25 protein-coding genes, 1 pseudogene and 1 CRISPR repeat array (1 of these 27 running past the window's edge) are annotated in these 25,158 nt (G+C 70.6%); of the genes and pseudogenes, 6 read left to right on the forward strand and 20 right to left on the reverse strand.

Annotation, left to right across the window (positions count from 1 at the left end):
* Nucleotides 1-40: 40 nt before the first annotated feature.
* The 5 genes from pth to AC3CH1_RS22080 form a co-directional block, all read right to left on the reverse strand.
* Complete coding sequence (gene pth, locus AC3CH1_RS22060; RefSeq protein ID WP_488464520.1) at nucleotides 41-634, reverse strand: aminoacyl-tRNA hydrolase; 594 nt, start codon at nucleotides 632-634, stop codon at nucleotides 41-43.
* 209 nt (nucleotides 635-843) lie between these two features.
* A complete protein-coding gene (locus AC3CH1_RS22065) occupies nucleotides 844-1,428 on the reverse strand; it encodes a 50S ribosomal protein L25/general stress protein Ctc (protein ID WP_488464521.1) in 585 nt (194 codons plus the stop codon).
* A 206-nt stretch (nucleotides 1,429-1,634) separates the two neighbouring features.
* On the reverse strand, nucleotides 1,635-2,612 hold the full coding sequence (locus tag AC3CH1_RS22070) for a ribose-phosphate diphosphokinase (RefSeq protein WP_015609053.1): 978 nt from the start codon (nucleotides 2,610-2,612) through the stop codon (nucleotides 1,635-1,637).
* Between the two features lie 119 nt (nucleotides 2,613-2,731).
* Nucleotides 2,732-4,180 carry a bifunctional UDP-N-acetylglucosamine diphosphorylase/glucosamine-1-phosphate N-acetyltransferase GlmU gene (gene glmU, locus AC3CH1_RS22075; protein WP_488464522.1) on the reverse strand — a complete coding sequence of 483 codons (1,449 nt, stop codon included), beginning with the start codon at nucleotides 4,178-4,180 and terminating at the stop codon, nucleotides 2,732-2,734.
* Nucleotides 4,181-4,362: 182 nt separating this feature from the next.
* Nucleotides 4,363-5,247: a hypothetical protein gene (locus AC3CH1_RS22080; RefSeq protein ID WP_488464523.1), complete on the reverse strand. Its 885-nt coding sequence runs from the start codon at nucleotides 5,245-5,247 to the stop codon at nucleotides 4,363-4,365.
* A gap of 156 nt (nucleotides 5,248-5,403) precedes the next feature.
* Here AC3CH1_RS22080 and AC3CH1_RS22085 point away from each other — a divergent pair, with 156 nt between their 5' ends.
* A complete protein-coding gene (locus AC3CH1_RS22085) occupies nucleotides 5,404-6,729 on the forward strand; it encodes a sensor histidine kinase (RefSeq protein WP_488464524.1) in 1,326 nt (441 codons plus the stop codon).
* Nucleotides 6,730-7,539: 810 nt separating this feature from the next.
* Here AC3CH1_RS22085 and AC3CH1_RS22090 read toward each other — a convergent pair.
* Together AC3CH1_RS22090 and AC3CH1_RS22095 are read right to left on the reverse strand one after the other, a co-directional pair.
* Complete coding sequence (locus tag AC3CH1_RS22090; RefSeq protein WP_488464525.1) at nucleotides 7,540-8,040, reverse strand: SUKH-3 domain-containing protein; 501 nt, start codon at nucleotides 8,038-8,040, stop codon at nucleotides 7,540-7,542.
* A gap of 10 nt (nucleotides 8,041-8,050) precedes the next feature.
* Nucleotides 8,051-8,575 (reverse strand): YwqJ-related putative deaminase, encoded by a 525-nt coding sequence (locus AC3CH1_RS22095; RefSeq protein ID WP_073805023.1) that lies wholly within the window; start codon nucleotides 8,573-8,575, stop codon nucleotides 8,051-8,053.
* A gap of 235 nt (nucleotides 8,576-8,810) precedes the next feature.
* Between AC3CH1_RS22095 and AC3CH1_RS22100 the strand changes: the two genes are divergently transcribed.
* The 4 genes from AC3CH1_RS22100 to AC3CH1_RS22115 all read left to right on the forward strand — a co-directional run bounded on the left by AC3CH1_RS22100 (nucleotide 8,811) and on the right by AC3CH1_RS22115 (nucleotide 14,911).
* On the forward strand, nucleotides 8,811-9,788 hold the full coding sequence (locus tag AC3CH1_RS22100; RefSeq protein ID WP_361878199.1) for an SMI1/KNR4 family protein: 978 nt from the start codon (nucleotides 8,811-8,813) through the stop codon (nucleotides 9,786-9,788).
* Between the two features lie 5 nt (nucleotides 9,789-9,793).
* Nucleotides 9,794-12,373 (forward strand): SUKH-4 family immunity protein, encoded by a 2,580-nt coding sequence (locus AC3CH1_RS22105; protein WP_488464526.1) that lies wholly within the window; start codon nucleotides 9,794-9,796, stop codon nucleotides 12,371-12,373.
* Nucleotides 12,374-12,644: 271 nt separating this feature from the next.
* Nucleotides 12,645-13,535, forward strand: a complete 891-nt coding sequence (locus tag AC3CH1_RS22110; RefSeq protein ID WP_488464527.1) for a cellulose-binding protein — start codon at nucleotides 12,645-12,647, stop codon at nucleotides 13,533-13,535.
* A 224-nt stretch (nucleotides 13,536-13,759) separates the two neighbouring features.
* Nucleotides 13,760-14,911, forward strand: a complete 1,152-nt coding sequence (locus AC3CH1_RS22115) for a cytochrome P450 (RefSeq protein WP_488466700.1) — start codon at nucleotides 13,760-13,762, stop codon at nucleotides 14,909-14,911.
* Nucleotides 14,912-15,047: 136 nt separating this feature from the next.
* On the opposite strand, the pseudogene AC3CH1_RS22120 reads toward AC3CH1_RS22115, so the two are convergent.
* The 11 genes and pseudogenes from AC3CH1_RS22120 to AC3CH1_RS22170 all read right to left on the reverse strand — a co-directional run bounded on the left by AC3CH1_RS22120 (nucleotide 15,048) and on the right by AC3CH1_RS22170 (nucleotide 23,411).
* Nucleotides 15,048-15,898, reverse strand: a pseudogene (locus AC3CH1_RS22120) (IS5 family transposase).
* 41 nt (nucleotides 15,899-15,939) lie between these two features.
* The gene (locus AC3CH1_RS22125) at nucleotides 15,940-17,241 is read right to left on the reverse strand and encodes a cytochrome P450 (protein WP_488464528.1); all 1,302 of its coding nucleotides are present in this window, start codon (nucleotides 17,239-17,241) and stop codon (nucleotides 15,940-15,942) included.
* A complete protein-coding gene (locus tag AC3CH1_RS22130; protein ID WP_488464529.1) occupies nucleotides 17,238-17,852 on the reverse strand; it encodes a GTP-binding protein in 615 nt (204 codons plus the stop codon). Before AC3CH1_RS22130 ends, AC3CH1_RS22125 begins: the two co-directional genes overlap by 4 nt.
* Complete coding sequence (locus AC3CH1_RS22135; RefSeq protein WP_488464530.1) at nucleotides 17,833-18,189, reverse strand: DUF742 domain-containing protein; 357 nt, start codon at nucleotides 18,187-18,189, stop codon at nucleotides 17,833-17,835. The genes AC3CH1_RS22130 and AC3CH1_RS22135 overlap by 20 nt, the downstream gene beginning before the upstream one ends.
* Nucleotides 18,186-18,602 (reverse strand): roadblock/LC7 domain-containing protein, encoded by a 417-nt coding sequence (locus tag AC3CH1_RS22140; RefSeq protein WP_007447032.1) that lies wholly within the window; start codon nucleotides 18,600-18,602, stop codon nucleotides 18,186-18,188. The genes AC3CH1_RS22135 and AC3CH1_RS22140 overlap by 4 nt, the downstream gene beginning before the upstream one ends.
* A 113-nt stretch (nucleotides 18,603-18,715) precedes the next feature.
* The gene (locus AC3CH1_RS22145) at nucleotides 18,716-20,833 is read right to left on the reverse strand and encodes an ATP-binding protein (protein ID WP_488464531.1); all 2,118 of its coding nucleotides are present in this window, start codon (nucleotides 20,831-20,833) and stop codon (nucleotides 18,716-18,718) included.
* Between the two features lie 535 nt (nucleotides 20,834-21,368).
* Nucleotides 21,369-21,587 carry a hypothetical protein gene (locus AC3CH1_RS22150; protein ID WP_488464532.1) on the reverse strand — a complete coding sequence of 73 codons (219 nt, stop codon included), beginning with the start codon at nucleotides 21,585-21,587 and terminating at the stop codon, nucleotides 21,369-21,371.
* 99 nt (nucleotides 21,588-21,686) lie between these two features.
* On the reverse strand, nucleotides 21,687-21,875 hold the full coding sequence (locus AC3CH1_RS22155) for a DUF433 domain-containing protein (RefSeq protein WP_488464533.1): 189 nt from the start codon (nucleotides 21,873-21,875) through the stop codon (nucleotides 21,687-21,689).
* Nucleotides 21,793-22,344, reverse strand: a complete 552-nt coding sequence (locus AC3CH1_RS22160) for a hypothetical protein (RefSeq protein ID WP_488464534.1) — start codon at nucleotides 22,342-22,344, stop codon at nucleotides 21,793-21,795. The genes AC3CH1_RS22155 and AC3CH1_RS22160 overlap by 83 nt, the downstream gene beginning before the upstream one ends.
* A 70-nt stretch (nucleotides 22,345-22,414) precedes the next feature.
* Nucleotides 22,415-22,540 carry a DUF397 domain-containing protein gene (locus AC3CH1_RS22165; protein WP_488464535.1) on the reverse strand — a complete coding sequence of 42 codons (126 nt, stop codon included), beginning with the start codon at nucleotides 22,538-22,540 and terminating at the stop codon, nucleotides 22,415-22,417.
* Nucleotides 22,497-23,411, reverse strand: coding sequence for a helix-turn-helix domain-containing protein (locus AC3CH1_RS22170; protein WP_488466701.1), 915 nt, complete (start codon nucleotides 23,409-23,411; stop codon nucleotides 22,497-22,499). The genes AC3CH1_RS22165 and AC3CH1_RS22170 overlap by 44 nt, the downstream gene beginning before the upstream one ends.
* A 167-nt stretch (nucleotides 23,412-23,578) precedes the next feature.
* Here AC3CH1_RS22170 and AC3CH1_RS22175 point away from each other — a divergent pair, with 167 nt between their 5' ends.
* A complete protein-coding gene (locus AC3CH1_RS22175; RefSeq protein WP_488464536.1) occupies nucleotides 23,579-24,121 on the forward strand; it encodes an ATP-binding protein in 543 nt (180 codons plus the stop codon).
* An 11-nt stretch (nucleotides 24,122-24,132) separates the two neighbouring features.
* On the opposite strand, the gene AC3CH1_RS22180 is transcribed toward AC3CH1_RS22175, so the two are convergent.
* Both AC3CH1_RS22180 and AC3CH1_RS22185 read right to left on the reverse strand, forming a co-directional pair.
* Nucleotides 24,133-24,522, reverse strand: coding sequence for a VOC family protein (locus AC3CH1_RS22180; protein WP_488464537.1), 390 nt, complete (start codon nucleotides 24,520-24,522; stop codon nucleotides 24,133-24,135).
* Nucleotides 24,519-24,821, reverse strand: a complete 303-nt coding sequence (locus AC3CH1_RS22185) for an ArsR/SmtB family transcription factor (protein WP_488464538.1) — start codon at nucleotides 24,819-24,821, stop codon at nucleotides 24,519-24,521. The genes AC3CH1_RS22180 and AC3CH1_RS22185 overlap by 4 nt, the downstream gene beginning before the upstream one ends.
* A 219-nt stretch (nucleotides 24,822-25,040) precedes the next feature.
* Nucleotides 25,041-25,158: a CRISPR direct-repeat array (repeat unit 29 nt) (it continues 643 nt past the right edge of the window).

The following is a 25,158-nucleotide window of genomic DNA, read 5'->3' on the forward strand; positions in this document are numbered from 1 at the left end:
GGAAGGGAATGTCAGGAGTTGTGGAGGGAGGCAGGGCACCTCAGGAGTTGTACGCGCTCTGCGCCCGCTCCAGCCCCTCCGCCAGCAGACACTCCACCGCGTCCGCCGACCGGTCCACCAGGAACGCCAACTCCTTGCGCTCGGTCGACGAGAAGTCCTTCAGCACGAAATCCGCGACCTGCATCCGCCCCGGCGGCCGCCCGATCCCGAACCGCACCCGGTGATAGTCCGGACCCATCGCCTTCGTCATCGACTTCAACCCGTTGTGCCCGTTGTCACCGCCGCCCAGCTTCAGCCGCAACATCCCGTAATCGACGTCCAGCTCGTCATGGACCGCCACGACATGATCCGTCGGCACCTTGTAGAAGTCCCGCAGCGCCGTCACCGGCCCGCCCGACAGATTCATGTACGACATCGGCTTCACCAGGACCACCCGGCGGCTCCCCGGACCCGGCGGACCCATCCGCCCCTCGACGACCTGCGCCTGCGCCTTCTGCGCCCGCTTGAACTTCCCGCCGATCCGCGACGCCAGCAGATCGGCGACCATGAACCCGACGTTGTGCCGGTTCGCCGCGTAGTCGGGGCCGGGATTGCCCAGGCCCACGATGAGCCAGGGGTCGGTGGCGTCGGACATCAGCGCTCGGTCTCCTCGCACGCAGGGGGATGGCAGGGCTAGCAAGATGGCACGCATGGCACGCATGGCACGCATGGCACGCATGGCGCGCGTTGCACGTATGGCACGTATGGCACGCGCTGCACGTATGGCAGGCAAACGGGGCGGCGGCTCCCGGAAGGGAACCACCACCCCGTCAGTCAAGCAGGTGGAACGGTGAGCGGTACGACTCAGGCCTCGGCGGCTTCGCCGGCCTCGTCCGCGGACGGCTCCTCGGCCTGCGCGGCGACGACCTGGATCACGATGGCGTCCTCGTCACCGGCGAGCACGGAGCCCTTCGGCAGCGCGATGTCCTTCGCCTGGATCGAGTCACCGGCGTCCAGACCCGCGACGGAGACCGTCACGGACTCGGGGATGTGAGTGGCCTCGGCCTCGACGAGCAGCGTGTTCAGCACGAACTCGAGCAGGTTGGCGCCCGGCGCCAGGTCGCCCTCGGCGTGCACCGCGATCTCGACCTCGACCTTCTCGCCGCGCTTCACGGTCAGCAGGTCGACGTGCTCGATGGTGCTGCGGAGGGGGTGACGCTGCACAGCCTTGGGGATGACCAGCGCGTCCTTGCCGTCGATCTCCAGACCGATCAGGACGTTGGCCGTACGCAGCGCCAGCTGAAGCGCGTGGCCCGGCAGCGTGACGTGGACCGGCTCGGCGCCGTGACCGTAGACGACCGCGGGAACGCGGTTGGCGCGACGCACGCGGCGGGCGGCGCCCTTGCCGAACTCGGTACGGACCTCGGTGGCGAGCTTGATCTCAGCCATGGTTGCACTCCTCGTCAGGTGGGTGAGCCGTCGGGAGACGGAACACGAACGGTCACCCGGCCCACGACAGGCCTGCTACGAAGAGCGCGTCGATAACGGACCGCCGTACACACAGGTACGGCCTCCCTCGCCGAGCAACTCGCTGAGTCTACCCGGCGGGGAGGCCGCCCCCAAAGTGGATCACCACAGGGTGATCGTCACCGCTGTCAGCCCTGCTCCTCGAAGAGGCTCGTCACCGAACCGTCCTCGAACACCTCACGCACCGCACGCGCGATCGTCGGCGCGATCGACAACACCGTGATCTTGTCCAGCTCCAGCTCACCCGGGGTCGGCAGCGTGTCCGTGAACACGAACTCGCTCACCTTCGAGTTCTTCAGCCGGTCCGCCGCCGGCCCCGACAGCACCCCGTGCGTCGCCGTCACGATGACGTCCTCCGCACCGTGCGCGAACAGCGCGTCCGCGGCGGCGCAGATCGTGCCACCGGTGTCGATCATGTCGTCGACCAGCACACAGACCCGGCCCTCGACGTTGCCCACGACCTCGTGGACCGAGACCTGGTTCGGCACGTCCTTGTCACGACGCTTGTGCACGATCGCCAGCGGCGCGTCCAGCCGGTCGCACCAGCGGTCCGCGACCCGCACCCGGCCCGCGTCCGGCGACACGATCGTCAGCTTGGAACGGTCGACCTTCGCACCCACGTAGTCCGCCAGGATCGGCAGCGCGAACAGGTGGTCCACCGGGCCGTCGAAGAAGCCCTGGATCTGGTCCGTGTGCAGATCGACGGTGAGGATCCGGTCCGCACCCGCCGTCGCCATCAGATCCGCCACCATGCGCGCCGAGATCGGCTCACGGCCACGGTGCTTCTTGTCCTGACGGGCATAGCCGTAGAACGGCACGATCACCGTGATGGAGCGGGCCGAAGCGCGCTTCAGCGCGTCCAGCATGATCAACTGCTCCATGATCCACTTGTTGATCGGAGCCGTGTGGCTCTGGATCAGGAAGCAGTCCGCGCCACGTGCCGACTCCTGGAATCGCACATAGATCTCACCGTTGGCGAAATCGAAGGCCTTCGTCGGCACGAGACCGACTCCCAGCTGATGGGCGACCTCCTCGGCAAGCTCGGGGTGGGCGCGGCCGGAGAAGAGCATCAGTTTCTTCTCGCCGGTCGTCTTGATCCCGGTCACAGCACAGTCTCCTCAGACGTGTATCTGGCGCTGCACGCATAGGTCCCGATGTGCAACGAGCCAGCCGAAATGGGTGAGCATCTATCACGGTACGCCGTCACCGGCGCACCTGTTTCCGGTCAGCTTTGCCCGTCGGTCTCCCGCGACGACGCCTGAGCGGCCTGCGCGGCAGCGCTGCCCGGCCGCTTGCGGGCCACCCAACCCTCGATATTCCGCTGCTGGCCCCGCGCCACGGCCAGCGAACCGGCGGGCACGTCCTTGGTGATGACCGACCCGGCGGCGGTGTAGACCCCGTCCCCGACCGTGACGGGCGCCACAAACATATTGTCCGAACCGGTACGGCAGTGAGAACCGATCGTCGTGTGGTGCTTCGCGACACCGTCGTAGTTCACGAAGACGCTCGCCGCACCGATGTTGGTGTGGTCACCGATCGTCGCGTCACCGACGTAACTCAGATGCGGGACCTTGGTCCCCTCCCCGATCGTCGCGTTCTTCATCTCCACGTACGTACCGGCCTTGGCCTTCGTCCCCAGCCGGGTGCCCGGCCGCAGATAGGCGTACGGGCCGACGAGCGCCCCCGCCCCGATCTCCGCCGAGTGCGTCACGGAGTTGTCCACCCGGGCGCCGGACCCGACGACGGTGCTCTCGATCCGCGAGTTCGGCCCCACCTCGCTGTCCTCCGCGAGGTGCGTGGTCCCCAGCAGCTGGGTCCCCGGGTGCACGACCGCGTCCCGCTCGTACGTCACCGTCGCGTCGATCAGCGTGGACGACGGGTCCACCACGGTCACGCCCGCGAGCATCGCCCGCTCCAGCAGCCGCTCGTTGAGCAGCCGGCGCGCCTGCGCCAACTGGAGCCGGTTGTTGATGCCGAGGATCTCCCGGTGGTCGCCCGCCACGGAGGCCCCGACCCGGTGCCCGGCCTCGCGCAGGATGGACAGCACGTCGGTGAGGTACTCCTCGCCCTGACTGTTGTCGGTGCGCACCTTGCCCAGCGCGTCGCCCAACAGCCGCCCGTCGAACGCGAACACCCCGGAGTTGATCTCCCGGATCGCCCGCTGCTCGTCGGTGGCGTCCTTGTGCTCGACGATCTCGGTGACCGCACCGGTGGCGGGGTCGCGCACGATGCGCCCGTAGCCGGTGGAGTCGGGGACCTCGGCGCTCAGGACGGTGACCGCGTTGGCGTCGGCGGCGTGGGTGGCGGCGAGCGCGCCGAGCGTCTCACCGGACAGCAGGGGGGTGTCGCCGCAGACGACGATCACGGTGCCCTCGACGCCGCCGCCCAGCTCCTCGAGACCCATGCGGACGGCGTGCCCGGTCCCGTTCTGCTCGGCCTGGAAGGCGGTGCGCACGGGGGCGTCGCCGGCGTCGAGGTGCGCGGTGACCTGCTCGCTGGCATGTCCGACGACCACGACGAGGTGCTGGGGGTCCAGCTCACGGGCGGCGGCGACGACATGTCCGACGAGCGAGCGCCCGGAGATCTCGTGCAGAACCTTGGGTGTCTTCGACTTCATGCGGGTGCCCTCACCCGCTGCGAGGACGACGACGGCTGCCGGGCTGGTTGCGCTCACGGATGTGCCCTTCGGCTTCGGGTGGTGGTCATCCGCAGGATACCGGGGGTGTTTCCGGTGGAAACGGGGGCGGGCCCCGACCGGTGAGGTCGGGGCCCGCGTGCCGAAGCTCCCCCACCAGGATTTGAACCTGGACATACGAGACCAAAACTCGCAGTGCTGCCTGATTACACCATGGGGGATCAATTCCGACTAAACCGGACATTGTGTCGGTTCGCCGGATCGGCACCCAACACTATGCCGTACCAAGCACCTTCTACGCGACGATAGAGCTCGGCACTCTTGGTCACGTAGATGACGAGGCAGCCGCGGTAAGCCTCGCCGGTGTTCTTGCGGTTGGTCTTCGGGGTGTGCTTCTTGAGTGTTGCCTTCATGAACTCGCTGTGAGGTACCCCTGTGAGCTCCGACCAGAAGCTCTCTGCCTCCGCCACATCTGCGGTCTCGTGAATGCTGACGCGAACGTGCAGGCGCCCGCGTGCGACGCCGAGCAGGTCGAGCCAGCGCAGGTAGAGCTTGATCACGTTTGGGTCGCTGTTGATGAAGAGCAGGCTCTCCCGGCGGCTGTACGGCTTGTCCTTCATGCCCTCGGCCCAGTAAAGAGTGACTCCCGCGATAAATAGTTCCCGGTCGGAGAGGTCGCCCACCGACTCGCGCGCGACGCGCTTCGTTTCCTGTCGCTCCTGGTCCTGGCTTGTGCGCAGAGCAGTCAGGCCGGCCTGCATGCGGGCAAGACGTTCCTCTTCCGTGAAGCGTGGTTTCGGCTTCGGCAGGTCCCGTACCCACAGCGAGATCGAACTCTTCGAGCACCCCAGCTCGACCTGGATCTGGTCGTAGGTCAGACCTTGGAGCCGTAGCTCCCGGGCCCTCTCTCGGACGTCGTCCTTGGCGTTCGGGCGCTTCGTCCACTCGGGGGCGGGCTCGCCCTGGAGGAGCCGATTGAGGATGTCGTTGTTGTCGACGTGGAGCCGGTCGCGGATCTGGCGGCGGCTGAGCCCCTCCCGGCGCAGCGCCACCGCCTGCTCGCGCAGGCCCTCGAAGTCGGCGTACTTGCTTGTGGTTTCCGTCATACGGGGATCGTCGTCCGGAATGCGAACGTCCGGGTCGAAAGTGCGGTCGATTCGCCATTTCAGGCGATCGGCATGTGTTTCGTGCGTGTTCGAACGCGGAACGTGCTGTTGCCGGTCGCCCGAAAATGGGATGCGTCCGCCCGTAGGCTGGATGCCATGACCGCAACGGGGGCAGACCGGGAAGCGGCGGGAACGACCACCCGCGGCTACTGGTGGTGGGAGCGGCGACGCAGTGTCGCCCTGGACGTGGGACTGGCGCTGGTGTCGGCGCTGGAGTGTGGCCTGGAGGGGGTGGAGTTCGCCCGGAACACCGGGATGCCGGTGCCGGTGGGCGTGGTGTTCGGACTGCTGGCGGGTTCGGTGCTGCTGGTGCGCCGGCGGTGGCCGATCGCCGTGGTGCTCGTGACGATCGCGATGACGCCCGCCGAGATGGGCTTCCTGATGGCCCTCGTGGGCCTCTACACGCTGGCGGCGTCCGAGGTGCCGCGCCGGATCACCGTCGTGCTGGCGGGGATGGCGTTGGTGGGGACGTTCATCGTCACCTGGGTGCGGTTGCGGCAGAGCGTGGCCGAGCAGGCCGACTTCGGGCCGGGGGACTGGTACGTCCCGCTGATGTCCGGCTTCATGGCGGTGGGCCTCACGGCGCCGTCCGTGCTGTTCGGCCTGTACATAGGGGCCAGACGCCGTCTGATGGAGAGCCTGCGGGAGCGGGCCGATTCGCTGGAGCGGGAGCTGTCGCTGCTCGCGGACCGGGCCGAGGAGCGGGCCGAGTGGGCGCGTACGGAGGAGCGGACCCGGATCGCCCGGGAGATGCACGACGTGGTGGCGCATCGGGTGAGCCTGATGGTGGTCCACGCCGCGGCTCTCCAGGCCGTCGCGCCGAAGGATCCGGCGAAGGCCGTGCGTAATGCGGCGTTGGTCGGGGACATGGGCCGGCAGGCGCTGACGGAGTTGCGCGAGATGCTCGGGGTGTTGCGCACCGGGGACGCGTTGACCGCGCCGGCCGCCGCGGGGGCGGTTCCGCTGGCGTCGGTGAGGAAGGCGGCTGTCGCGGCCGCCGCCGCCGTAGCGTCCGAGGAGGGGCCCCGGCTGCATGAGCTGGAGGCGTTGGTGGCGCAGTCGCGGCAGGCGGGGATGGTCGTGGAGCTGTCGGTGGACGGTGCGGCGCGGCCGTATCCGCCGGAGGTCGAGCAGACGGCGTTCCGGGTGGTGCAGGAGGCGCTGACGAACGTGCACAAGCACGCGGCGGGCGCGAAGACGTGGGTGCGGCTCGCGCATCGGGAGGCCGAGGTCGCGATGCAGGTGGAGAACGGTCCTTCGGACTCGGCGGCGGCGGACGCGGGGCTGCCGAGCGGGGGGAACGGGCTGGTGGGGATGCGGGAGCGGGTGCTGGGGCTGGGGGGTGTGTTCGTGTCCGGTCCCACGGACGCGGGGGGCTTCCGGGTTTCGGCGGTGCTCCCGGACGCGTTGGGCGACGCCTGAAGCCGAGGTGAGGGCGGCCGGTTTCAGCTGTCCGGTGGGGGCTGCGTAACTTGGGCTTGCGTGCGTGGGGGCCGCCGATGTCAGCCCTTGCGGTGTGGGCTGCGTACTTGGGCCTGCGCGCGTGGGGGCGGTGCCTTTCAGCCCGTGCGGTGCGGGCTGCCTACTTGGGCCTGGTTGCGTGGGGGCCGCCCGTTTCAGCCCGTCCGGCGTGGGCTGCCTACTTGGGCCTGGTTGCGTAGGGGCCGCCCCTTTCAGCCCGTCCGGCGTTTGAGGACGGAACCCTGGGCGCGGGGAGCGGCGACCCTTCCGGGGCCGGGAAGTGATAGTGCCTCTCCGGGGCCGTGAAGCGGTGGCGCCTGTCCGTGTCCCGGAAGCGATGGTGCCCGTTCTTCCTGGGCGACGGTTCCGTCCTCAAACGCCGGACGGGCTGGAGTGGGTGGCCGGTTCCGTCCTCGCGCCTGCGGACGGGCTGGAGTGGGTGGCCGGTTCCGTCCTCGCGCCTGCGGACGGGCTGGAGTGGGTGGCCGGTTCCGTCCTCGCGCCTGCGGACGGGCTGGAGTGGGTGGCCGGTTCCGTCCTCGCGCCTGCGGACGGGCTGGACGGGGCCGGGGGCGTCCTCAAGTGGCGGACGGGCTGGGAGGGGGTGGCCGGGTCCTCGTCGGGCGTCCGACGGGCTGGAGTGGGTGAGCGGTTTTGTCCTCGCGCGGCGGACGGGCTGGAGCGCGCGGCCGGGGTCGTCGTCGGGCGTCCGACGGGCCGGAGGACCGGCCGGGGCCGTTCTCGTACGTCGGGTCGGCCCGGTGCGGGGGATCAGGGTGACGAGGTCAGGCGGGCCGGTTGGGTGCCGGTGACCAGGGTGGCCAGGGCCTCGTCGATGTCCTGGCCCAGGAACCAGTCCCCCGTGTGGTCGATGCTGTACACCCGGCCGTCCGTGTCGATCGCCAGGACCGCCTGCTCCTCGCCCTCCGCCCCGAGCGGGCTGACCTCCGTCTCCAGGGCGCGGCCGAGGTCCGCGAGCGTCCGCGCCAGGTGGAGGCCGCTGAGCGGGTCGATGCGCACCGCGGCGGGCGCGATCTGCCGGCCGGGTGCGGACGCGGTGATGTGGAGGCCGCCGAACTCCGCCCAGGCCTCGACCGCGGCCGGGAAGACCGCGTGCTGGTGGCCGGCCGGGGAGGCGTGGGAGCGCAGGGCGTCGGCCCATTCCTCGGCCTGGCGGATGTCCCAGCGTCCGGGCTGCCAGCCCGCTTCGCGCAGGGCGGCGTCGACGGCGACGGGGAATCGGGTGGAGGAGTGCTGCTGGCGGTCGTGCATCGGTGGGCGGTCAGCCCTTCTCGGCGGTGGTCGCGGCGCCGGTGGAGGTCAGGTCGACGGGGCGTACGCCGAAGTGGGACAGGAGTGCGGAGCAGGACCGGCAGGGTGGTGCGTAGCTGCCGTGGAGGGGGTCGCCGTCCTCGCGGATGCGGCGGGCGGTGAGCCGGGAGTGTTTGAGCGCGCGGCGCGCTTCCCCGTTGGTCAGGGGTTTTCGCTGGGCGCGTTTGGAGCGCCCGCTCTCGGCGGCGGTGAGTTGGCGGGAGAGCAGTATGGCTTCGGGGCAGCGGCCGGTGAAGCGTTCGCGCTGGCCGCTGGTGAGGGTGTCGAGGAAGTCCTGGACGAGCGGGTGCAGCACCGGTGGCTGGTCCCCCTTGCCGGCGGTGCAGGTCAGCGTCTCGCCGCGTACGGACAGGGCGGCGGCCACGGCGGGGAGAATCCCGTCGCGGCGGTGGATCAGTCGGGGCGTACGGCTGGTCTCGGTGCTGCTCCAGCTGAGGCGCGGATCCCCTGATGTGACGGTTTGTGTGGAATGCATCGTGCTGACGTCCCTCCCTGCAATCCCCCGAGTTGCGGGGACAGCCTGCCAAATGTGCCAGGTGGTGGGGAAGCTGGGTCGGAGAAACGTGTCCGCGTGTCGCCCGAAGGTGCGGGACTGCCGCCTCACCGTCACGCGAATGTGACCGTTCGTGACGGTTCCGGCGGGACGGGATCGCCTGTCGCCCCACCGCTTAGGCTGTGCGGAACACCGGACGCAGCAGGGGGCAACAGCCATGACGACAGGTCGGCTCGGGCAGCAAGCCGCGCCACCGAACGCCGCCTACGCCGGGCAGGTCGTGAACTTCCCGGACCCGGTCCGGGCGTCCCGTCACCCCAGAGGGGTGCGGATGGACGGGAGCGGCCACCCGGTTCTTTCGCCGTACGCGCGAGCCGCCGCCGAGATCGCCGATCCGCCTCCGGGGTTCGGTATCGATGAGCTGCGCCTCACCGACTACGTGTCGGCGAACGCGGCGTTGGCGGCGAGCGGTCACGACCTGTGGGACACGATTCCCGCGGTGGCGACCCCGCACGGCTGGACCTGGCATCACGTGCCGGGCGGCCGGCGGATGGAGCTGGTGCCGGTCGAGGTGAAGGCGCTGCTGCGTCATCACGGCGGTCTGGCGGGCACGGACGTGGATCAGGACCGGCGTGGTACCCGCCCGTTGCAGGAGACCCGCCCGGCGCACTTCCGGCTGCCCAGGGGTGCGGCCGCGGTGAGCGAGCAGCAGGTCCAGGGTGTGGAGGAGGACCTCGGCTACCGGCTGCCGGGTGCGTACCGCTCGTTCCTGAAGGCGGCGGGCGGTTCGGCCCCGGTGGGCGCGGCGTTGGACGCGGAGCTGGGGCTGCTGGTGGACCAGCCGTTCTTCACGGTGCGTGACGAGGCCGCGGTGAACGATCTGGTGTACGTGAACAAGTGTCTGCGGGACCACTTCACCAAGGATTTCCTGGGCGTCGCGTTCGTCCAGGGCGGGATTCTCGCCGTGAAGGTGCGTGGCCAGGACCCTGGTTCGGTGTGGTTCTGCCCGTACGACGACGCCCGGGACCAGGACGGCTGGAGTGTCCAGGAGCGTGTGGAGCGGCTGTTGCTGCCCTGCGGTGCGGACTTCGACGCCTTCCTCCAGCGGTTGGCGGGTAATCCGCCGGAGCTGGAGACCGTGGCGAACCTGATGGTGGACGGTGGCTTCGCGCGCGCCGTCCCGGTGGAGGGGTGAGCGCGGTGGTGACTTTCGCGCAGGCGCAGGAGCGGGCGGACGAGTGGGTCAACGGTGACGTGCCCGCGTATCAGCACCGTGAGGTGCGGGTCCGTGAGTTCGAGCTGGGTTTCGTGGTGTGGGCCGAGGACCGGGCGGAGGGCCCCGTGTCGGACGGGGGCCGTCAGCGGTTGGTGATCGCGCGGGACAGCGGTGAGGCGACGTTGTGGCCGGGGTTGCCGGTGGGTGAGGTGATCCGGCGGTACGAGGAGGAGTACGGGACTCCGGCCGGTGCGCCTCTCGCGGCTCCCGAGCCGCCGCAGCGGGTGGATCTGAATCAGACGTCGTTCCTGTTGACGCCGCCGGAGTGGCTCCAGGAGGCGGCGGACAAGTTGGGGATTCCGGATCATCGTGCGGAGCGCCGGGAGTCGGCGGAGGCGGCCGCGGCCGCCTCCGGTGCGCCCGCCGCCCCTGCCGCTTCCGTTCCCGCGCCCGCTTCCGTTCCCGCGCCCGCTTCCCCTCCCGTTTCCGAGCGCGGGCCCGTTTCGGAGCGCGGGCCCCTGTCCTCCTCCGCCGCGGACGCGTCGTCGCCGCCTTCCTCGCCCGCTTCCGCCGGGGGTTCCGCCGCTTCGTGGCCCGCCGCCGGTGGTGGCGACGCCCACGAGCCCACGGCCTCCGACGGTGTGCCCGCGGGGGCGACCCCCTGGGCGGGTACGGACACCAACTCGGACTCCGACGACAGGGCGGTTCCGCTGCCCGCGACGGTGTTCGCGCCGCCGCTGTCGGGCACGGACGACGAGGAGGCCCCGCCGCCGGTCGTCCCGGCGGAGGCGCCCACGGCCTTGATGTCCGGGGGCAGTCAACTGCCGCGTACGCAGGTGGCGCAGGCGCTCCGCCCGGACCAGGGCCCCCCGGGTGGGGCCGGTGACATCGCGGACGCGGCCACCAGCAAGGCGGTCGTGCCGCCGCGCGGGGCTCGCGGGGCCGGTTCGTCGACCCCGCCGCCGCCCGGCGCCCCGGGGGTTCCCGGGATGCCGCCCGGTGCGACGCCGCCGCCTTCGGGTCCGGGTGCGCCCGGTGCTCCGGCGGGCGGGTACCTCCCGACGCAGCTCGTGTCCCAGCTCGGCCCGCCCGGTGCCACCCCGCCGCCGGGTGCCACCCCGCCTCCGGGACCTCCCGGTCCTCCTGGGCCTCCCGGTCCTCCTGGTTCCACGCCGCCTCCGGGTGGGGGGATGCACCATGCGGCGACGTTGTTCGCCGACGGGAGCAGCCTCGGTGCGGGCGTCGCGGGTGCGCCCAGGCCGCCGGGTCCGCCCGGCGCCCCGGGGGTCCCGCAGCCTCCCGGCCCGCCCGGTGTTCCGGGTGCGCCGCAGCCTCCCGGTCCGCCGGGTCCGCCGCCCGGTTCCACGCCGCCCGGTGGCGGGGTGCACCACGCGGAGACGATGTTCGCGAGCCCGGGGCAGGTGGGTCCGCCCAGCCCTCCCGGTCCTCCCGGTCCGCCCGGGGCTCCCGGTGCTTCGCCTGTCGGGGCCCCGGGTCCCGTACCGCAGCCGCCGGGCCCGCCCGGTCCGCCGCCCGGTGGGCACGCTCCGCCGCCGGCGGCGTACGGCTATCCGCAGCAGCCCACCGGTCAGCCGACCGTGGGCCCCGGCTACCAGGCCGTGCTGCGGTTCCGGGCTCCGGACGGCAGCGAGCAGCAGCTGATCCGCCGTTCGGCGCCGGGCACCCCGCACCCCGAGTGGCAGATGCTGCACGAGCTGCGGGCGATGAACGTGCCGCCGCAGCAGGTCATCGAGCTGCACACCGAGCTGGAGTCCTGTGAGCTGCCGGGCGGGTACTGCGCGCGGATGATCCGGGAGACCTGGCCGCAGGTGCGGATCACCAGCGTCGCCCCGTACGGCACGGATCACGCCAGCCGGCAGCAGGGGATGCAGCATCTGCTGACGCACCAGGGTGAGCTGCACCAGGTCGCGGACGGCCCGGCGCGGCCCGCGCCGGTGCGGGCGCCGCTGCCGCAGATGCCGCCCGCGCCCGCGCTGCCGCCGGAGGCGGTGGCCGAGGAGCTGGCGCAGGCGTTCGGTCCGCAGGGCATCCTGCGGTTCGACCAGCGGGCGGTGTCCCGTCAGGGGGTGCCGGAGATCGTCGCGCACACCTTGGTGTGGGCGGGGCTGCCCGCCGATTTCGGGCCGTTCTTCTGGGCGCAGCCGGGTCAGCCGGTGGTGCCGACGCTGGCCGAGCTGGCGGCGCAGCGTCAGGTGCGGGCCGCGCCGGACGCGGGGTCGTACCTGGTGATGGGCACGGACTTCGGCCGGGCGATCTGTGTGCAGTACGGGACGGCGAACATCGTGGCCGTGCCGGTGGAGGCGGGCCCCGGCGGGCAGTCGGTGCCGCCGCAGTTCGTGAACACCGGGCTGCCGGAATTCGTGCGGTCGATGGCGTTGCTGGGCCGGATGTGGCGGCTGCGATTCGGCCTGAACCCGGAGCAGGCGGGCCGCTGGACCGTCGATTTCCAGGCACAGCTGGTGGCGCTGGACCCGGCGGCGCTGGCGTCGCCGGAGAGCTGGTGGTCGGTGCTGCTGGAGCAGATGTGGGACGGCCTGATCTGAGCCGTACGCGGGGCTGAGCGGCGAGCGCGTACGAGGCGCCCGGACCCGAAAGGGCCCGGGCGCCTCTGTGCGTACCGGGGTGTGTACCGGTGCGTGCACCGGAACGCCTGGCCGATGATCACCTGTTCGCCCGGGTCTGTGATGCCGGTCGCTTCCGGCCTGAATGCGGCTGATCGATTCCGACTTCCGGCACCAATTGCCGCATCCTTGACGTACTACGGGTGTCGGAGCGTGGCAGGGCGTGTCGGCGGGTCGGAGAGAGGTTTCAGGGATGAGTGCTGGACCGGTGTCCGCGTACGACGTCGTCGGGGTGCGGGGGCGTGGTTACCGTCCGGAGCAGGTGGACCGGGCGACGGCCGCCCTGATCGCCGAGCGGGACGGGGCGCTCGACGAGCTCGCGCGGCTGACGGGCCGGGTGGAGGAGCTGCTCGCCGAGTCCGCCCGGCTGGCGCTGACCGTCGCGTCGCTGCCCGTGCAGGACTACGCGGAGCTGGGGGAGCGGGCCCAGCGGATCCTGGCGCTGGCCGAGAGCGAGGCGGAGGCGCTGCACGCCGATGCGGTCGCGGCGGGCCAGGCGCTGCGGGACGCGGCCGAGGCGGCGGGCCGGGCGGCCGGGGACGCGGCGCGCGAGGCGGCCGGCGAGGTGCGTGCGGCGGCGGACCGGGCGGCCGAGGAGCGGGTGGACGGGGCTGTCCGGGAGGCGGAGGGCCTGCTCGCCGCGGCCCGGCAGGACGCCGAGGAGGTGCGGGAGGCGGCCGCTTCCGCGATGGCGGCGACCCGTGACCGTACGGCGAGCGTGCTGGCCCACCAGGAGCAGGAGCACGCGGAGCGTCTCAAGGCGGCCGAGGCCGAGATGGCCGCCGCCGAGGCGGCGTCGGAGACCCGGTTCGCGGGGCTGACCGAGCGGGCGGAGGCGCTGCTCGCGGAGGCGGGCCGGGACCTCGCCGCCACGCAGGAGGCGGCCCGGCACGGCCAGGAGGACGCGGAGGCGCGGGCGGCGGAGCTGCTGGCCGAGGCCCGGGTCCGCGAGGAGCGGGTGGTGCGGGAGACGGAGCGGATCCTGCGGGAGCACGACGAGGGCCGCGAGGAGGCCCAGGCGCACATGGCGCATGTGCGCAGCTCGCTGGCGGCGCTGACGGGACGGGTGGCGTCGCAGGACTGAGGACTGAACGGGTCCCGGCAGGTCGCAACGTCCCGGCAGGTCGCAAAGTCCCGGCAGTCGCAACGGGTGGCAACTCTTGACGAACGCGTGTTCTCAGGAGGTGATGGAAGCGTTCAGTTCCCACGTATCCGTTCCCCGTTCAGCAGGGAGTGTGCATGTCGGTGCCAGCGCCGGACATTTTGTCACCGGAGTTCGAGAAAGATCCGTATAGGGCGTATCGCCTGATGCGTCAGGACACGCCTCTGATGTGGCACGAGGCCACCGGAAGTTACATCGTCTCGCGTTACGAGGACGTCGAGCGCGTCTTCAAGGACAAAGAAGGCGAATTCACCACGGAGAACTACGACTGGCAGATCGAGCCCGTGCACGGGCGGACGATCCTCCAGCTCAGTGGGCGCGAGCACGCCGTGCGTCGGGCCCTGGTCGCACCGGCCTTCCGGGGCAGCGACCTGCGCGAGAAGTTTTTACCGGTCATCGAGCGCAATTCGCGTGAACTGATCGACACGTTCCGCGATGCGGGTTCCGTTGATCTGGTCGCCGACTATGCCACCCGTTTTCCTGTCAACGTCATTGCCGACATGCTCGGACTGGACAAGTCCGACTATGAGCGCTTTCACGGCTGGTACACGGCCGTCATCGCGTTTCTCGGCAATCTCTCCGGTGATCCGGAGGTGACCCGGGCCGGTGAGCGTACGCGCGTCGAGTTCGCCGAGTACATGCTGCCGATCATCCGGAAGCGGCGGGAGGCGCCGGGCGACGATCTGCTGTCGACCCTGTGCACCGCGGAGGTCGACGGCGTCCGGATGGGCGACGAGGACATCAAGGCGTTCTGCAGTCTGCTGCTGGCCGCCGGGGGCGAGACCACTGACAAGGCCATCGCCGGCATCTTCACCAATCTGCTGAGCCACCCCGAGCAGTTGGAGGCGGTCCGCGCCGACCGCACCCTGATACCCCGGGCCTTCGCCGAGACGCTGCGCTACACACCGCCGGTCCACATGATCATGCGCAAGTCGGCGACGGAGGTGGCGCTCGGCGGCGGCACCGTGCCGGCGGGTTCCACCGTCACCTGTCTGATAGGCGCCGCCAACCGTGACGAGGACCGTTACCGGAACCCCGATGTCTTCGACATCTTCCGTGAGGACCTGACCGCCACGAACGCCTTCTCGGCCGCGGCCGACCATCTCGCCTTCGCGCTCGGCCGGCACTTCTGCGTCGGTGCTCTGCTGGCCAAGGCCGAAGTGGAGATCGGGGTGGGCCAGTTGCTGGACGCGATGCCGGACCTGCGGCTGGCCGAGGGCTTCGACCCGGTCGAGCGGGGTGTCTTCACCCGGGGGCCGCAGAGCCTGCCGGTCCGCTTCACGCCGGTGTCCGGCTGACCGGAACGCCGACTGTCCGGCTGTCCGGCTGACCGGAACGCCGACGTCGACCCGAGCGGCCGGATGATCCACGGACTCCGGCCGCTCGCACCGAAACGGTGCCGGCGGACCCGTCCTAGGGTCTGTCTTCAAAGGGTCATATCCACATCAGGAGTGACGCGATGGTGAGTGCCGCTTCGTAGGATTCTCGGGTTTTGTCGTAGCGGGTGGCGATGGCCCGGTACTGCTTCAACGCGTTGAAGCAGCGCTCGACGACGTTGCGCTGCTTGTAGCGCTCCTTGCCGAAAGCGGGCGGCCTGCCGCCGTTGCTGCCACGACGGCGGCGGTTCGCCTGCTGGTCCGAGCGTTCCGGGATCGTGTGCGGGATACGACGTTTTCGCAGGTAGTTGCGTATACCTCGGCTGCTGTATCCCTTGTCGCCCAGGAGATGGTCGGGCCGGTTGCGCGGTCGGCCCGGGCCCGGACGGCGAACCCTGATCTGCGCGAGGACCTGCTCGAACTGCGTGCAGTCGTTGATGTTGCCGCCTGTGACGACAAAGCCGAGCGGACGGCCGCGGCCGTCGCAGGCGAGGTGAATCTTGGTCGTCAGTCCGCCACGGGATCGTCCGAGGGCGTGAGTGCGTGCCGCTTCTGCAGGGCTTGCCCCTTTTTACGGGCGCCGGCCGCGTGCTGATGAGCGCGGGTGATCGTGGAGTCCACCGACACTAGCCAGTCAACATCCCCAGCCGCTTCCTTTTGAGCCTGAACGGCTTCAAGCATCCGCGTGAACGTGCCATCGAGCGCCCACCTGCGGAAACGTGTGTACAACGTCCGCCAGGACCCGTATCTCTCCGGCGCATCACGCCAGGCCGAACCGGTCCGAAGCTTCCACGCGATCCCGTTCAGAACCACCCGATCGTCCCGCCGGGGCCGCCCCGCGCCCGTTCGCGGAAGCAGCCCCGACAGAACGTCCCACTCTTCGTCCGAGAGCTCATGTCGCCGCACCATGCGTAACATGATGCCCCATCAACAAGCTTTGAAGACAGGCCCTAGTGCGCCATCGGGCTGAACTGGACCGGCAGCGTCGACAGCCCGCGCATCCAGATCGAAGGACGCCAGGAGAGCTCCGCCGGGTCGACCGCCAGCATCAGGTCCGGCAGCTGTTCCAGCAGCGTTTCCACCGCCGTACGGGCCATCACGTCGGCCAGCAGCGGCGCGGGGTAGGGGCAGCGGTGTTCACCGCCGCTGAACGACAGGTGCGCGGAGTTCTCGGCGCCGACGTAACTCTCCGGCCAGATCTCCGGGTCGGTGTTGGCCGCGGCGAGCCCGAGGACCAGGCAGTCGCCCGCCCGGATGTGCCGGCCGCCGAGCTGGGTGTCCCGTACGGCCCAGCGGCCGATGAAGTTCTGCGTCGGGGTGTCGAGCCACAGCACCTCGTTGAGCGCCTCGCCGACGCTGAGCCGCCCACCGGAGACGTTCAGCGCGAAGCGTTCGTCCGTCAGGAGCAGCCGCAGCGTGTTGCAGATCCAGTTCGCGGTGGGCTGCTGGGCGGCGGCGATCACCGAGATCAGGTCCTGGACGATCTCCTCGTCCGTGAGGCCGGCCCCGTGCGTCACCATGCGGGAGGTGACGTCGGTGCCGGGTGCCGCCCGCTTGTCCTTGACCAGTTGGCGCAGCCGGTCGCCGACGCGTCCGTAGGCCGCCACCGGGTCGTCGCCCTCGCCGGCGTCGAGCGAGATGCGCAGGTCGTCCACCAACTGCTGGGTGTCGGCGCCCGACACCGGCATGCCGCACATCTGGACCACGGCCCGCATCGGCAGGGCGTGGACGTAACTGCTCATCAGTTCCGTCCGGCCGCTTCCGGCGAACTCCGCGATGAGCCGGTCGGCGATGCGCCGGCAGTCCCGTGCCAGCTCGAACTGGTCGATGCCTTCGAGGGCTTCGGTGATGACGCCGGCCCTGCGCCGGTGCTCGTCGCCCTCGGTGAAGAGCACCGACGGCTGGTAGCCGACGAACGGCATCAGCGGCCAGTCAGGGGGGATGGTCTCCCACTGGTTCCAGCGGCGCGAGTCCCTCGCGAACAGCTCGTCGTGCGTGGTGACGTAGGACAGTTCGGCGTAGCCGAGGACCAGCCAGGCCGGAACGTCACCGTCGAGCAGGACCGGCGCCACCGCCCCGTGCTCCCGTCGCAGCGAGCGGTAGAGCTCCGTGGGCGTCTGCTGGTAGGACGCTCCGGACAGCCGCACCGCGCCGGCGTCGCCACCGGCACCGACCGGGCAGCCGGAGGTGCCCTGGGGGTCGAAGGAGGGACTGGAGGGACTGGAGGGGCTGGCGGGGTTGGAGGTGCTCATGGTGTCGTCTCCCGGGCGATGGCCATCGTGCGCAGATGGTCGACGAGCGTGATCAGTACGTTCTTGCTGGACCGCCGGACCCGGGCGTCGCAGTCGATCATCGGGATGTGCTCGGGCAGCGCCAGGGCCTGACGGATCTCGTCGAGGGGGTGGGCGAGGTCGTCGTCGAAGCGGTTGACCGCCACCACGAACGGGGTGCCGTGGTGTTCCAGCCGGTCGATCGCGTACCAGGAGTCGTTCATGCGGCGGGTGTCCACGAGGACCACGGCGCCGAGCGTGCCGGAGAACAGGCGGTCCCACAGGAACCAGAAGCGCTCCTGGCCCGGTGCGCCGAACAGGTAGAGCACGATGCGCTCGTTGAGGCTGATGCGTCCGAAGTCGAAGGCGACCGTGGTGGTCGTCTTGCCGTCGACGCCGTCCGTCTCGTCGACGCCGACGCCCGCCTGCGTCATCACCTCTTCGGTGTTCAGCGGCCGGATCTCGCTCACCGAGTGGACGAGCGTGGTCTTGCCGACGCCGAACCCTCCGACGACGACTATCTTCAGGCCGGTTTCCGCGGCGTCGGCCAGCGGCGTGCGCCGGTCCGGCAGCTCATAGCTTCCGGAGTCCATGGAGCACCTCCTTCAGCAGGTCGGAGTCGGGGAGCGCGTTGGGCGACGCGGCCGTGCGCGGGTGGCGGGCGGTGATACGGCCCATGTCGTGGAGGTCGTCGAGCAGGATGCGCACCACGGTGACGGGGAGCGAGAGTTCGGCGGCGATCTCGACGACGGCGGTCGGGTGGCGGCACAGGTCGAGGATCCGCGCGTGCTCCGACTGCATTCCGGCGGTGGGCCGGCACTCGCTGACGACCAGGGTCACCAGGTCGAAGGAGTCCGCGGAGCGGCTCCGTCCGCCGGTGACCGTGTAGAGCCGGTCGGGAGCTCCGGTGTCGACGGGGCGAAGGGTCATGACGCGCTCCTCGGCACCTCGCCGCGTGGTGCGGCGCGCAGGTGCTCGCCGATCTGCTCGACCATCTCCGTCATCTGGTGGCCCACCACGCTGGGGTCGGCCTCCTCCGTGGCGACGACGGCCAGATGCGCGCCCTCACCGGCTTCGACGATGAAGAGCAGGCCGCCGTGGAACTCGGTCATCGAGTGCCGGACGCCTCCGGTGCTGTCGCCGAACTCGATGGAGGCGCCCTGTGCGAGCGCCTGCATGCCCGAGCAGATGGCCGCGAGTTGATCGGCCTGGTCGAGGGTGAGGTGCTCGGTCCAGCAGAGCTTGAGCCCGTCGCGTGACAGGGCCAGGGCGTGCCGGGTGCCGGGGGTCTGCTCGAGGAGCCTCTGCAGGAGCCAGGTGAGGCTGTTGTCTGTGGTCTGCATGACGAGTGACGGGACCGCGACGCCGGGGGAGCGGCGAGGGCCCGCACCTCCAATCTCGGGTGTTCGAGCGAGCGCGTCCGGTGACCGGACACCGAACGGATGGGCGTTCCGGGTTACGGAGCGGTGGTCGGCGGTACGGTCCCGCCGTCGGGTCCTTCGGCTCTGCCGTCGGGGTCTCCGGCCGCCCTGCCTTCGGGATGTGCGGGAGCGATTCCGGGACCGCCCTGGGGATGTCCGGGAGCGCCTCCGGGACCGCCCTGGGGATGTCCGGGAGCGCCTCCGGGGCCGCCTCCGGGCTTGGTGCCGCGCCGGAAGGCGCCGAACTGCTGTCCCGCGCTGGGTGGCGGTGAGGTCCGCGGCGCGTTGCCGCGCGGGTCCCCGGGAGCGGCGGGCGCGGGCGAGCCTCGGTGGCGGCCTCGCTCCCGGTCCGCCTCCGCCATGGTGCGACCGGGGGTCCGTACCGGCAGGCCGCCGGGGGTGGAGCTCACCGCCGGTCCGGCGGCCTCCCGCCGGTGCTCGCGCGGACGGACCACGAGGTGGTCCTCCGCCGGTGCGGGCGCCGGAGGCGTTACGGCGGCGGGCGCGTCCGCTCCGGGCACGGAGGGCGCCAGGGGCGTGGGGGTCGCGGGCGGCGGCGTGTAGGACGGTGACGGCTGTACGGGCGTGGGCTCGGGTGCGGGCGGAGGCGTCGGGTAATCCGGTGCGGCGGGAGGCGTCTGGTATGCCGGTGCGGCCGGTGCCGGGGAGGCGGACGCGGGCTGCGCGGGCGCGGGCGGCGTCGGGGCGGGCGCCTGTGCGGATGAGGCGGGCGTGGCGGCCGCCCGCTGAACCGGAGCCGGGTGGTTCTCCCGGGGCTCCTGCGCGATCAGATGCCGGGGCAGCAGGACGACGACGCCGGTGCCGCCGCGCGAGGACGGGCGGTAGTTGACGCTGATCCGGTGCTTGAGCGCGAGCCGTCCCACGACGGCGAGGCCGAGCCGGGTGCCCTGGAGCGTCGCGAGGTCCGTCGTCCGGCCGGCGACGGAGTCCGCCGCCCGTCGCATCGCCGCGTCGGCCATCTTCAGACCGCTGTCCTCGATGGTCACGACGATGCCGGTGCCGCGTTCCTCGACGTAGACGTGCACCTCGTCGATGGGTGGGGAGAAGTTGGCGGCGTTGTCCATCAGTTCGGCGAGCAGGTGCATGACGCCTTCGGCGGCGAAGCCGGAGATGGAGACGTTGGAGGAGCAGTGCAGCCGTACGCGCTGGTAGGCGGCGATGCGGCCGACCGCGCCGCGCAGGATGCTCTCCATGACGATCGGCCTGTTCCAGGCGCGGCTCGGCCGGCCGCCCATCAGCAGCGCCAGCCGGTCGGTCATCAGGCCGAGCTGCGAGGTGCTGTGGTCCAGCCTCAGCAGGTCCCCGAACACCTCTTCGCCGTGACGTTCCTGCATGTTCCGCAGATCGGCGAGCATGCTGACGGACTTCGCCTGGACCCGGCTGAGCGCCTTGGCAGAAGCGGTCGTCGCCGCGAGAGCGCGGCGCTCGCTCAGGGCGAGCTCCCGGAGCACCGCCTCGACCGACGCGCGCAGCAGCGGCTGCTCCGGCAGGTACACCTCGGACTGCACGGTGGCGCCGGACTCGCCGTCACGGAGCCTGGCGACCACGCCGGGGAGCGTCTCACGCGTGAACCGGTCCACCTCGGAGGTCAGCGCGTGCAGCTCCTCGCGGAGCCGTGCGTTCTCCGCTCCCAGCTCGTCGTGGACCCGGGTGCTGTCCGTCCGCAGCGCGGCGGTCTGCTGCGCCTGCCCTTCGACCGTGGTCGCGAGGACGTGCAGCAATTTGCGCTGACGCGGGCTGCGCGGCAGCGGGACCCGGCCGAGGGCGTCGGCGGCCTTCACTCCGCCGCGTACCAGCTGGATCAACGCGGGCAGCGCCACGTCGGCGGTGTGCGCCGTGTCCGTTTCGAGAGCAGCCAGCGAGGCCTTGAGCTGTTCGGCCTCCGCGCCCTTGGCCGAGGCCGAGCGCCGGGCCCGCCGGGTGACGCCGTGAGCGGTGGCGAGCGTGACAGCCAGGGCCACCCAGGCGGTGAGCACCACCGCCACGACCCAGCCGCGGGCCTCCGAGGGCGCCAGAGTCGCTGCCACGGCTCCGGCTACGGCACACGCCGACAACACGGCCACGAGCGGGGCTATCGCGGCCCTCGGCGCTTTCCTCGGCCGGTGCTGACTGGCTGGTGCGGGTTTCGGCATGGATGCGGTTCCCTCAGTTCTACCGGGCAGAAGGTATGCGCCGCTCCGAGAAGGTGCAGATCACCTTGGTGCATCGGAGGAAAGCGGAAGCGGTCTTTCCTGTCAGGGGTTGACCACATCGTAGACATGCTTGTGCGGCGGATGATCCGGTCTGCGGCATAGTCCGTGGGCAGAGTGATTTTGTCGAGAAGTGGCCAGCGCGCTCCAGGTGTTGTGGTACTCGGGGGCTGATGCGCCGTACGGAGGGGTGGCGGCGTGGAAGGTGCCTGGGGAATGGTCGGGGCATATGCGCGTTACGCCCGCCGAACGACCCCGGCACAGGCCGTGATCTGGTTATTTACCTGCGGCCAATGAATTCTTTTCGGCCAATCTGGAAAGCTTTGCTGCATCGTATCGACCGAGGCTGTGGGACCGGTAAATCCGGGATAGCACCGGTACGTGCTCAGTGACACCAGTAAATGGGCCTTGTCGCCTGCCGATGGTCAGTCCGACCACGGTGAGGCCGAACCCCGCCCGTCCCCCGTGAGGGGCCGGCCTACGGCCACGTTGGTTCGGCGCGATCGTGTCGAACGGCATAGGCGGATGGGCCGCCCTTCTCGATCGCCTCGTACATCGCTGAGCGGTGAGTGTTCAGCCGTTCGACCACCTGGATGCTGGAGAGCTGCTGGTTGTTCAGGTGGAAGAACACGGCAGCGTGATCCCGGACCGGCCTGATCTCGGCGTCGCGGGTCTTGATGCGACCGTTCTTGGACAACGGGACCCGTGGAAAGAGTCCTCGATGGGGTGGACGATCCATCCGCGTGCTCGTAACTCGTCCGCCACCTGGCGTCCGAGGTTGCGATCGAGGAAGAATTCAGGCGGCAAGCCGCACCACGGCTTCGCATAGCGCGCCCACCTGCTTGGGGGTCATGTCGAAGTCGTAGGCGATGTCCTCGACGGTCTCTCCGGCTTCCCACAGGTCAGTGACCGCCTGGACCGGGACGCGATGGGCGGCGATCACGGGCAGACCGCGACCGAACCGTGGGTCGATCACCACCGGCACCGCTTCCGCGTACTGGCTGAGCTGCAGACTCGACGGGAAGTCGTCGTCCGCCTCCCACGTCAGGTAGCGAAAGGTAGTGCGCCACGACCTCCTGGATGGGGGCTTGGCCGTCCCTGGCCCGGCGGAGGTCCCCGAGACCGTGCTCGACGAAGATGTCAACGCCGTCCGTGGCGATGCGCTTGGAGACGAGGCCGTACGGGGTGTCGCAGGCCTCCCGTACGGCTGCCGCCGCCTCCCTGATCTCGCTCATCCGCAGTCCCAAGGTCCGCAGGGATCGCAGCACGTGGGCTTCGGCCACCGCGATGAACGGTAGGGAGGGCTGCCTCGTGCGCGTCGGCTCGACGGCGTGGACGAGCGGGGCCCCAGCCGCCTTTTCGTCCAGCCAGCTCTTGAGGGTCGTGTAGGGGATCTCAAGGTACGAGGACGTCTCCGTGGGTGTCAGGAGCCCATCAGTAAATCTGTCGACCATGATCCACCTACCGTATGCGGCTCCGCATCGTCGCACGCAACCTTGGCGGGGCCCGGCTGCGGACTCATGTTCAGTGAGCGGCGACCGCTTCGACGAAAGCGGTCCAGGCGGCGGCCGGGAGGACGAGGGCGGGGCCGTGGGGGTTCTTGCTGTCACGGACGGGGACCACGCCGGGGAATCCGTCCGCCACCTGCACGCAGTCGCCGCCCTCCTCGTTGCTGTAGCTGCTGCTGCGCCAAGCGGCGGCGGTCAGATCGGGACGGGATGCTCCCTGCACGGTAATCAACCTCCAGCACGGATCGGATCAGGTCGAGCGACATCAGCGGCGGCAGCGCCATCGCCCTGAGTTGATCGTATGTCAGCGCGAACTGTTCGACCTCGTCCGGTTCCTCGGTCAACTGGCCGTGGTGCGCTCCTTCCGTGTAGGCGATCTTGGTGCCGTCCGGCATGACCAGCACGGTCAGGGAACCGGCTAGCGCGCCGTGCGCGCCCTGGTCGAAAGGCAGTACCTGAACGGTGATGTTGGGCTCCTCGGCCATCCTGAGCAGCTTCTCCAGCTGGCCGCGCATCACCGCCGATCCGCCGACCGGACGTCGGAGCACGGCCTCGTCGAGGACGATCCACAGCTCCGGCCGGTCCGGGCCGGTCAGCCGCACCTGGCGGTCGAGGCGGGCCGCGACGCGCTCCTCCAGGTGCTCGGCGTCGCGCAGCGAGTGGCCCATGCTCAGCAGGGCCCGCGCGTACTCCGGGGTCTGCAGCAGACCGGGCACGGCATGCGAGGAGTACTGGCGGATCATCGTCGCGCGGGCGGAGTGGGCGATGAACGCCCGCGACCAGTCCGGGTACGCCTCCCGGTACACGTACGGCCAGAGGTCGATCAGCAGGTCGTCCGCGACCAGCTCCCTGTCCAGGGCCCTGGTCAGCTCCAGCGTCGGTTTCGCCCCGGTCGCGCGCTCGATCTGGGCGATACGGCTGCCGACCACATGCGTGAGCGCGCCCACGTCGGTCTGGGTCAGTCCGGCCGCCGTACGTAACTTGCGTACACGCGAACCGAAGAGCGCGGCCATGGAGGACTGAGGGTCAATGGGTTTGGTCACGGCGCTGCTTCCGTTCCTTACGGCCTGCGAGGTAAGGCGCTGTCACCTTCCGAGGCTAGGCCGCGCTGCCGACTCTTGAGTACGGAACGTCACGGAACTCGCACGTGTGGGTGACGTGAGGAGAGTCGAGCGAACGGATGGTCGGCATGACCGGCAAGAGGACGACCACGGCGGAGCAGGCGGAGCAAGAGGAGAGGGCCGATACGCGGGAAACGGTCCCGCCCGTTCCGCGCGGCTTCGGGCTGACCGCCAACGGCTACGGCTCGCTGTCCCGGCAGTTCCCTTCCACACCTCGGGGTGCGCGGCTCGCCCGCCTCTCCGTGGTGCGGCAGTTGGGCCACTGGGGGTACGGGCCGATGACGGACGCGACGTGCTCGGTGGCCCTCGTGGTGGCGGAGCTGGCCGCCAACGCGGTGTGCCACGGGCGGCTGCGGGGGCGGAACTTCCATGTGCGGGTGGACTACGAAGGTCCCGCGAGCCGCTTCCGTATCGAGGTCTCGGACGCCGTGCTCGGCCGGACGCCCGAGGACCCGAAGCTGCCGGCGGACGATCAGGAGTCGGGGCGCGGCCTGTTCCTGGTGGAGTGCCTGGCGTCGCGGTGGGGGTGGGAGCCCCGGAACCCGATCGGGAAGACGGTGTGGGCGGAGGTGGCAGCTGTGAGGCCTCCGAGTGGCGAGTGAAGTCGCTCGCCTTACGGGGTGTGCATGATCTGGATCAGGTTGCCGACGGTGTCGTCCAGGACCGCCGTGGTGACGGAACCCATCTCCGCCGGCTCCTGGGTGAACCGGACCCCGAGCTTGCTCAGCCGCTCGAACTCCGCCTGTACGTCGTCCACGGCGAAGGCGGTGGCCGGGATGCCGTCCTCGACCAGGGCCGTCGTGTACGGCCGCACGGCGGGGTGCTTGTTCGGCTCCAGGAGGAGTTCGACGCCGTCGGGGTCCTCCGGCGAGACCAGGGTCAGCCAGCGGTCCTCGCCGCCGAGCGGGACGTCGTGCTTCTTCCGGAAGCCCAGGACGTCCGTGTAGAAGCGCATGGCCTTCTCCTGGTCTTCGACGAAGACGCTGGTCAGGTTGATCCTCATGGGGTGCTCTCCGGTGTCTTTGGTGGCTTCGGCCCGAGCCATCGGCCGACGATGTGCTCGAGGGGTTCGGTGTCGAGGTCGTGGAACTTGTAGCGGCCCTGGCGGCGTGCGACGACCAGCCCCGCCGCTTCCAGGACGGCCAGGTGCTGGCTGACCGCCTGACGGGACAGACCCAGGCCGTGTCTGGTGGCCAGCCGCGCGCATATCTCGAACAGCGTCTGGCCGTTCCGTTCCGTCAGCTCGTCGAGGATGCGCCGCCGGGTGGGGTCGGCCAGGGCCTTGAAGACATCGTCCGCCATGGCCCCACGATAGGCAAGTAGCGACTTGCCTATCAAGGGGGGTCGGGTTGCCGGGCTCGGTTGTCGACGACTCGCGGAGGGTCGGCCATGGAGGGGGCCGTAGGAGGAGCGCCACGGTGTGCGGGGACCCCCCGTCGCTCAGAACGACGTGTCTCCCCGTGGGCCCCCCCGCATGCGCGGGGACCGCCAGCGCCGGACGATGCCCGGCCTCGCCGAGTGGGGGCCACCCCCGCACGGGCGGGGACCACATATAGGAGCGTCCTAGCTCACTCCGCTACCCGGGACCACCCCCGCGTGCGGGGGGACTACAAGGTGATGCCGCCGTTTTCGGTGGGCG

Source organism: Streptomyces sp. MGP-P1, assembly GCF_057766565.1.

Bases quoted from the DNA above. Each gene is read 5' to 3' on its own strand.
- pth (WP_488464520.1), bottom strand. From the start codon at position 634: ATGTCCGACGCCACCGACCCCTGGCTCATCGTGGGCCTGGGCAATCCC.
- AC3CH1_RS22065 (WP_488464521.1), bottom strand. From the start codon at position 1,428: ATGGCTGAGATCAAGCTCGCCACCGAGGTCCGTACCGAGTTCGGCAAG.
- AC3CH1_RS22080 (WP_488464523.1), bottom strand. From the start codon at position 5,247: ATGACGGAAACCACAAGCAAGTACGCCGACTTCGAGGGCCTGCGCGAG.
- AC3CH1_RS22085 (WP_488464524.1), top strand. From the start codon at position 5,404: ATGACCGCAACGGGGGCAGACCGGGAAGCGGCGGGAACGACCACCCGC.
- AC3CH1_RS22090 (WP_488464525.1), bottom strand. From the start codon at position 8,040: ATGCACGACCGCCAGCAGCACTCCTCCACCCGATTCCCCGTCGCCGTC.
- AC3CH1_RS22095 (WP_073805023.1), bottom strand. From the start codon at position 8,575: ATGCATTCCACACAAACCGTCACATCAGGGGATCCGCGCCTCAGCTGG.
- AC3CH1_RS22100 (WP_361878199.1), top strand. From the start codon at position 8,811: ATGACGACAGGTCGGCTCGGGCAGCAAGCCGCGCCACCGAACGCCGCC.
- AC3CH1_RS22110 (WP_488464527.1), top strand. From the start codon at position 12,645: ATGAGTGCTGGACCGGTGTCCGCGTACGACGTCGTCGGGGTGCGGGGG.
- AC3CH1_RS22115 (WP_488466700.1), top strand. From the start codon at position 13,760: ATGCGTCAGGACACGCCTCTGATGTGGCACGAGGCCACCGGAAGTTAC.
- AC3CH1_RS22125 (WP_488464528.1), bottom strand. From the start codon at position 17,241: ATGAGCACCTCCAACCCCGCCAGCCCCTCCAGTCCCTCCAGTCCCTCC.
- AC3CH1_RS22130 (WP_488464529.1), bottom strand. From the start codon at position 17,852: ATGGACTCCGGAAGCTATGAGCTGCCGGACCGGCGCACGCCGCTGGCC.
- AC3CH1_RS22135 (WP_488464530.1), bottom strand. From the start codon at position 18,189: ATGACCCTTCGCCCCGTCGACACCGGAGCTCCCGACCGGCTCTACACG.
- AC3CH1_RS22140 (WP_007447032.1), bottom strand. From the start codon at position 18,602: ATGCAGACCACAGACAACAGCCTCACCTGGCTCCTGCAGAGGCTCCTC.
- AC3CH1_RS22145 (WP_488464531.1), bottom strand. From the start codon at position 20,833: ATGCCGAAACCCGCACCAGCCAGTCAGCACCGGCCGAGGAAAGCGCCG.
- AC3CH1_RS22160 (WP_488464534.1), bottom strand. From the start codon at position 22,344: ATGGTCGACAGATTTACTGATGGGCTCCTGACACCCACGGAGACGTCC.
- AC3CH1_RS22170 (WP_488466701.1), bottom strand. From the start codon at position 23,411: ATGGCCGCGCTCTTCGGTTCGCGTGTACGCAAGTTACGTACGGCGGCC.
- AC3CH1_RS22175 (WP_488464536.1), top strand. From the start codon at position 23,579: ATGGTCGGCATGACCGGCAAGAGGACGACCACGGCGGAGCAGGCGGAG.
- AC3CH1_RS22180 (WP_488464537.1), bottom strand. From the start codon at position 24,522: ATGAGGATCAACCTGACCAGCGTCTTCGTCGAAGACCAGGAGAAGGCC.
- AC3CH1_RS22185 (WP_488464538.1), bottom strand. From the start codon at position 24,821: ATGGCGGACGATGTCTTCAAGGCCCTGGCCGACCCCACCCGGCGGCGC.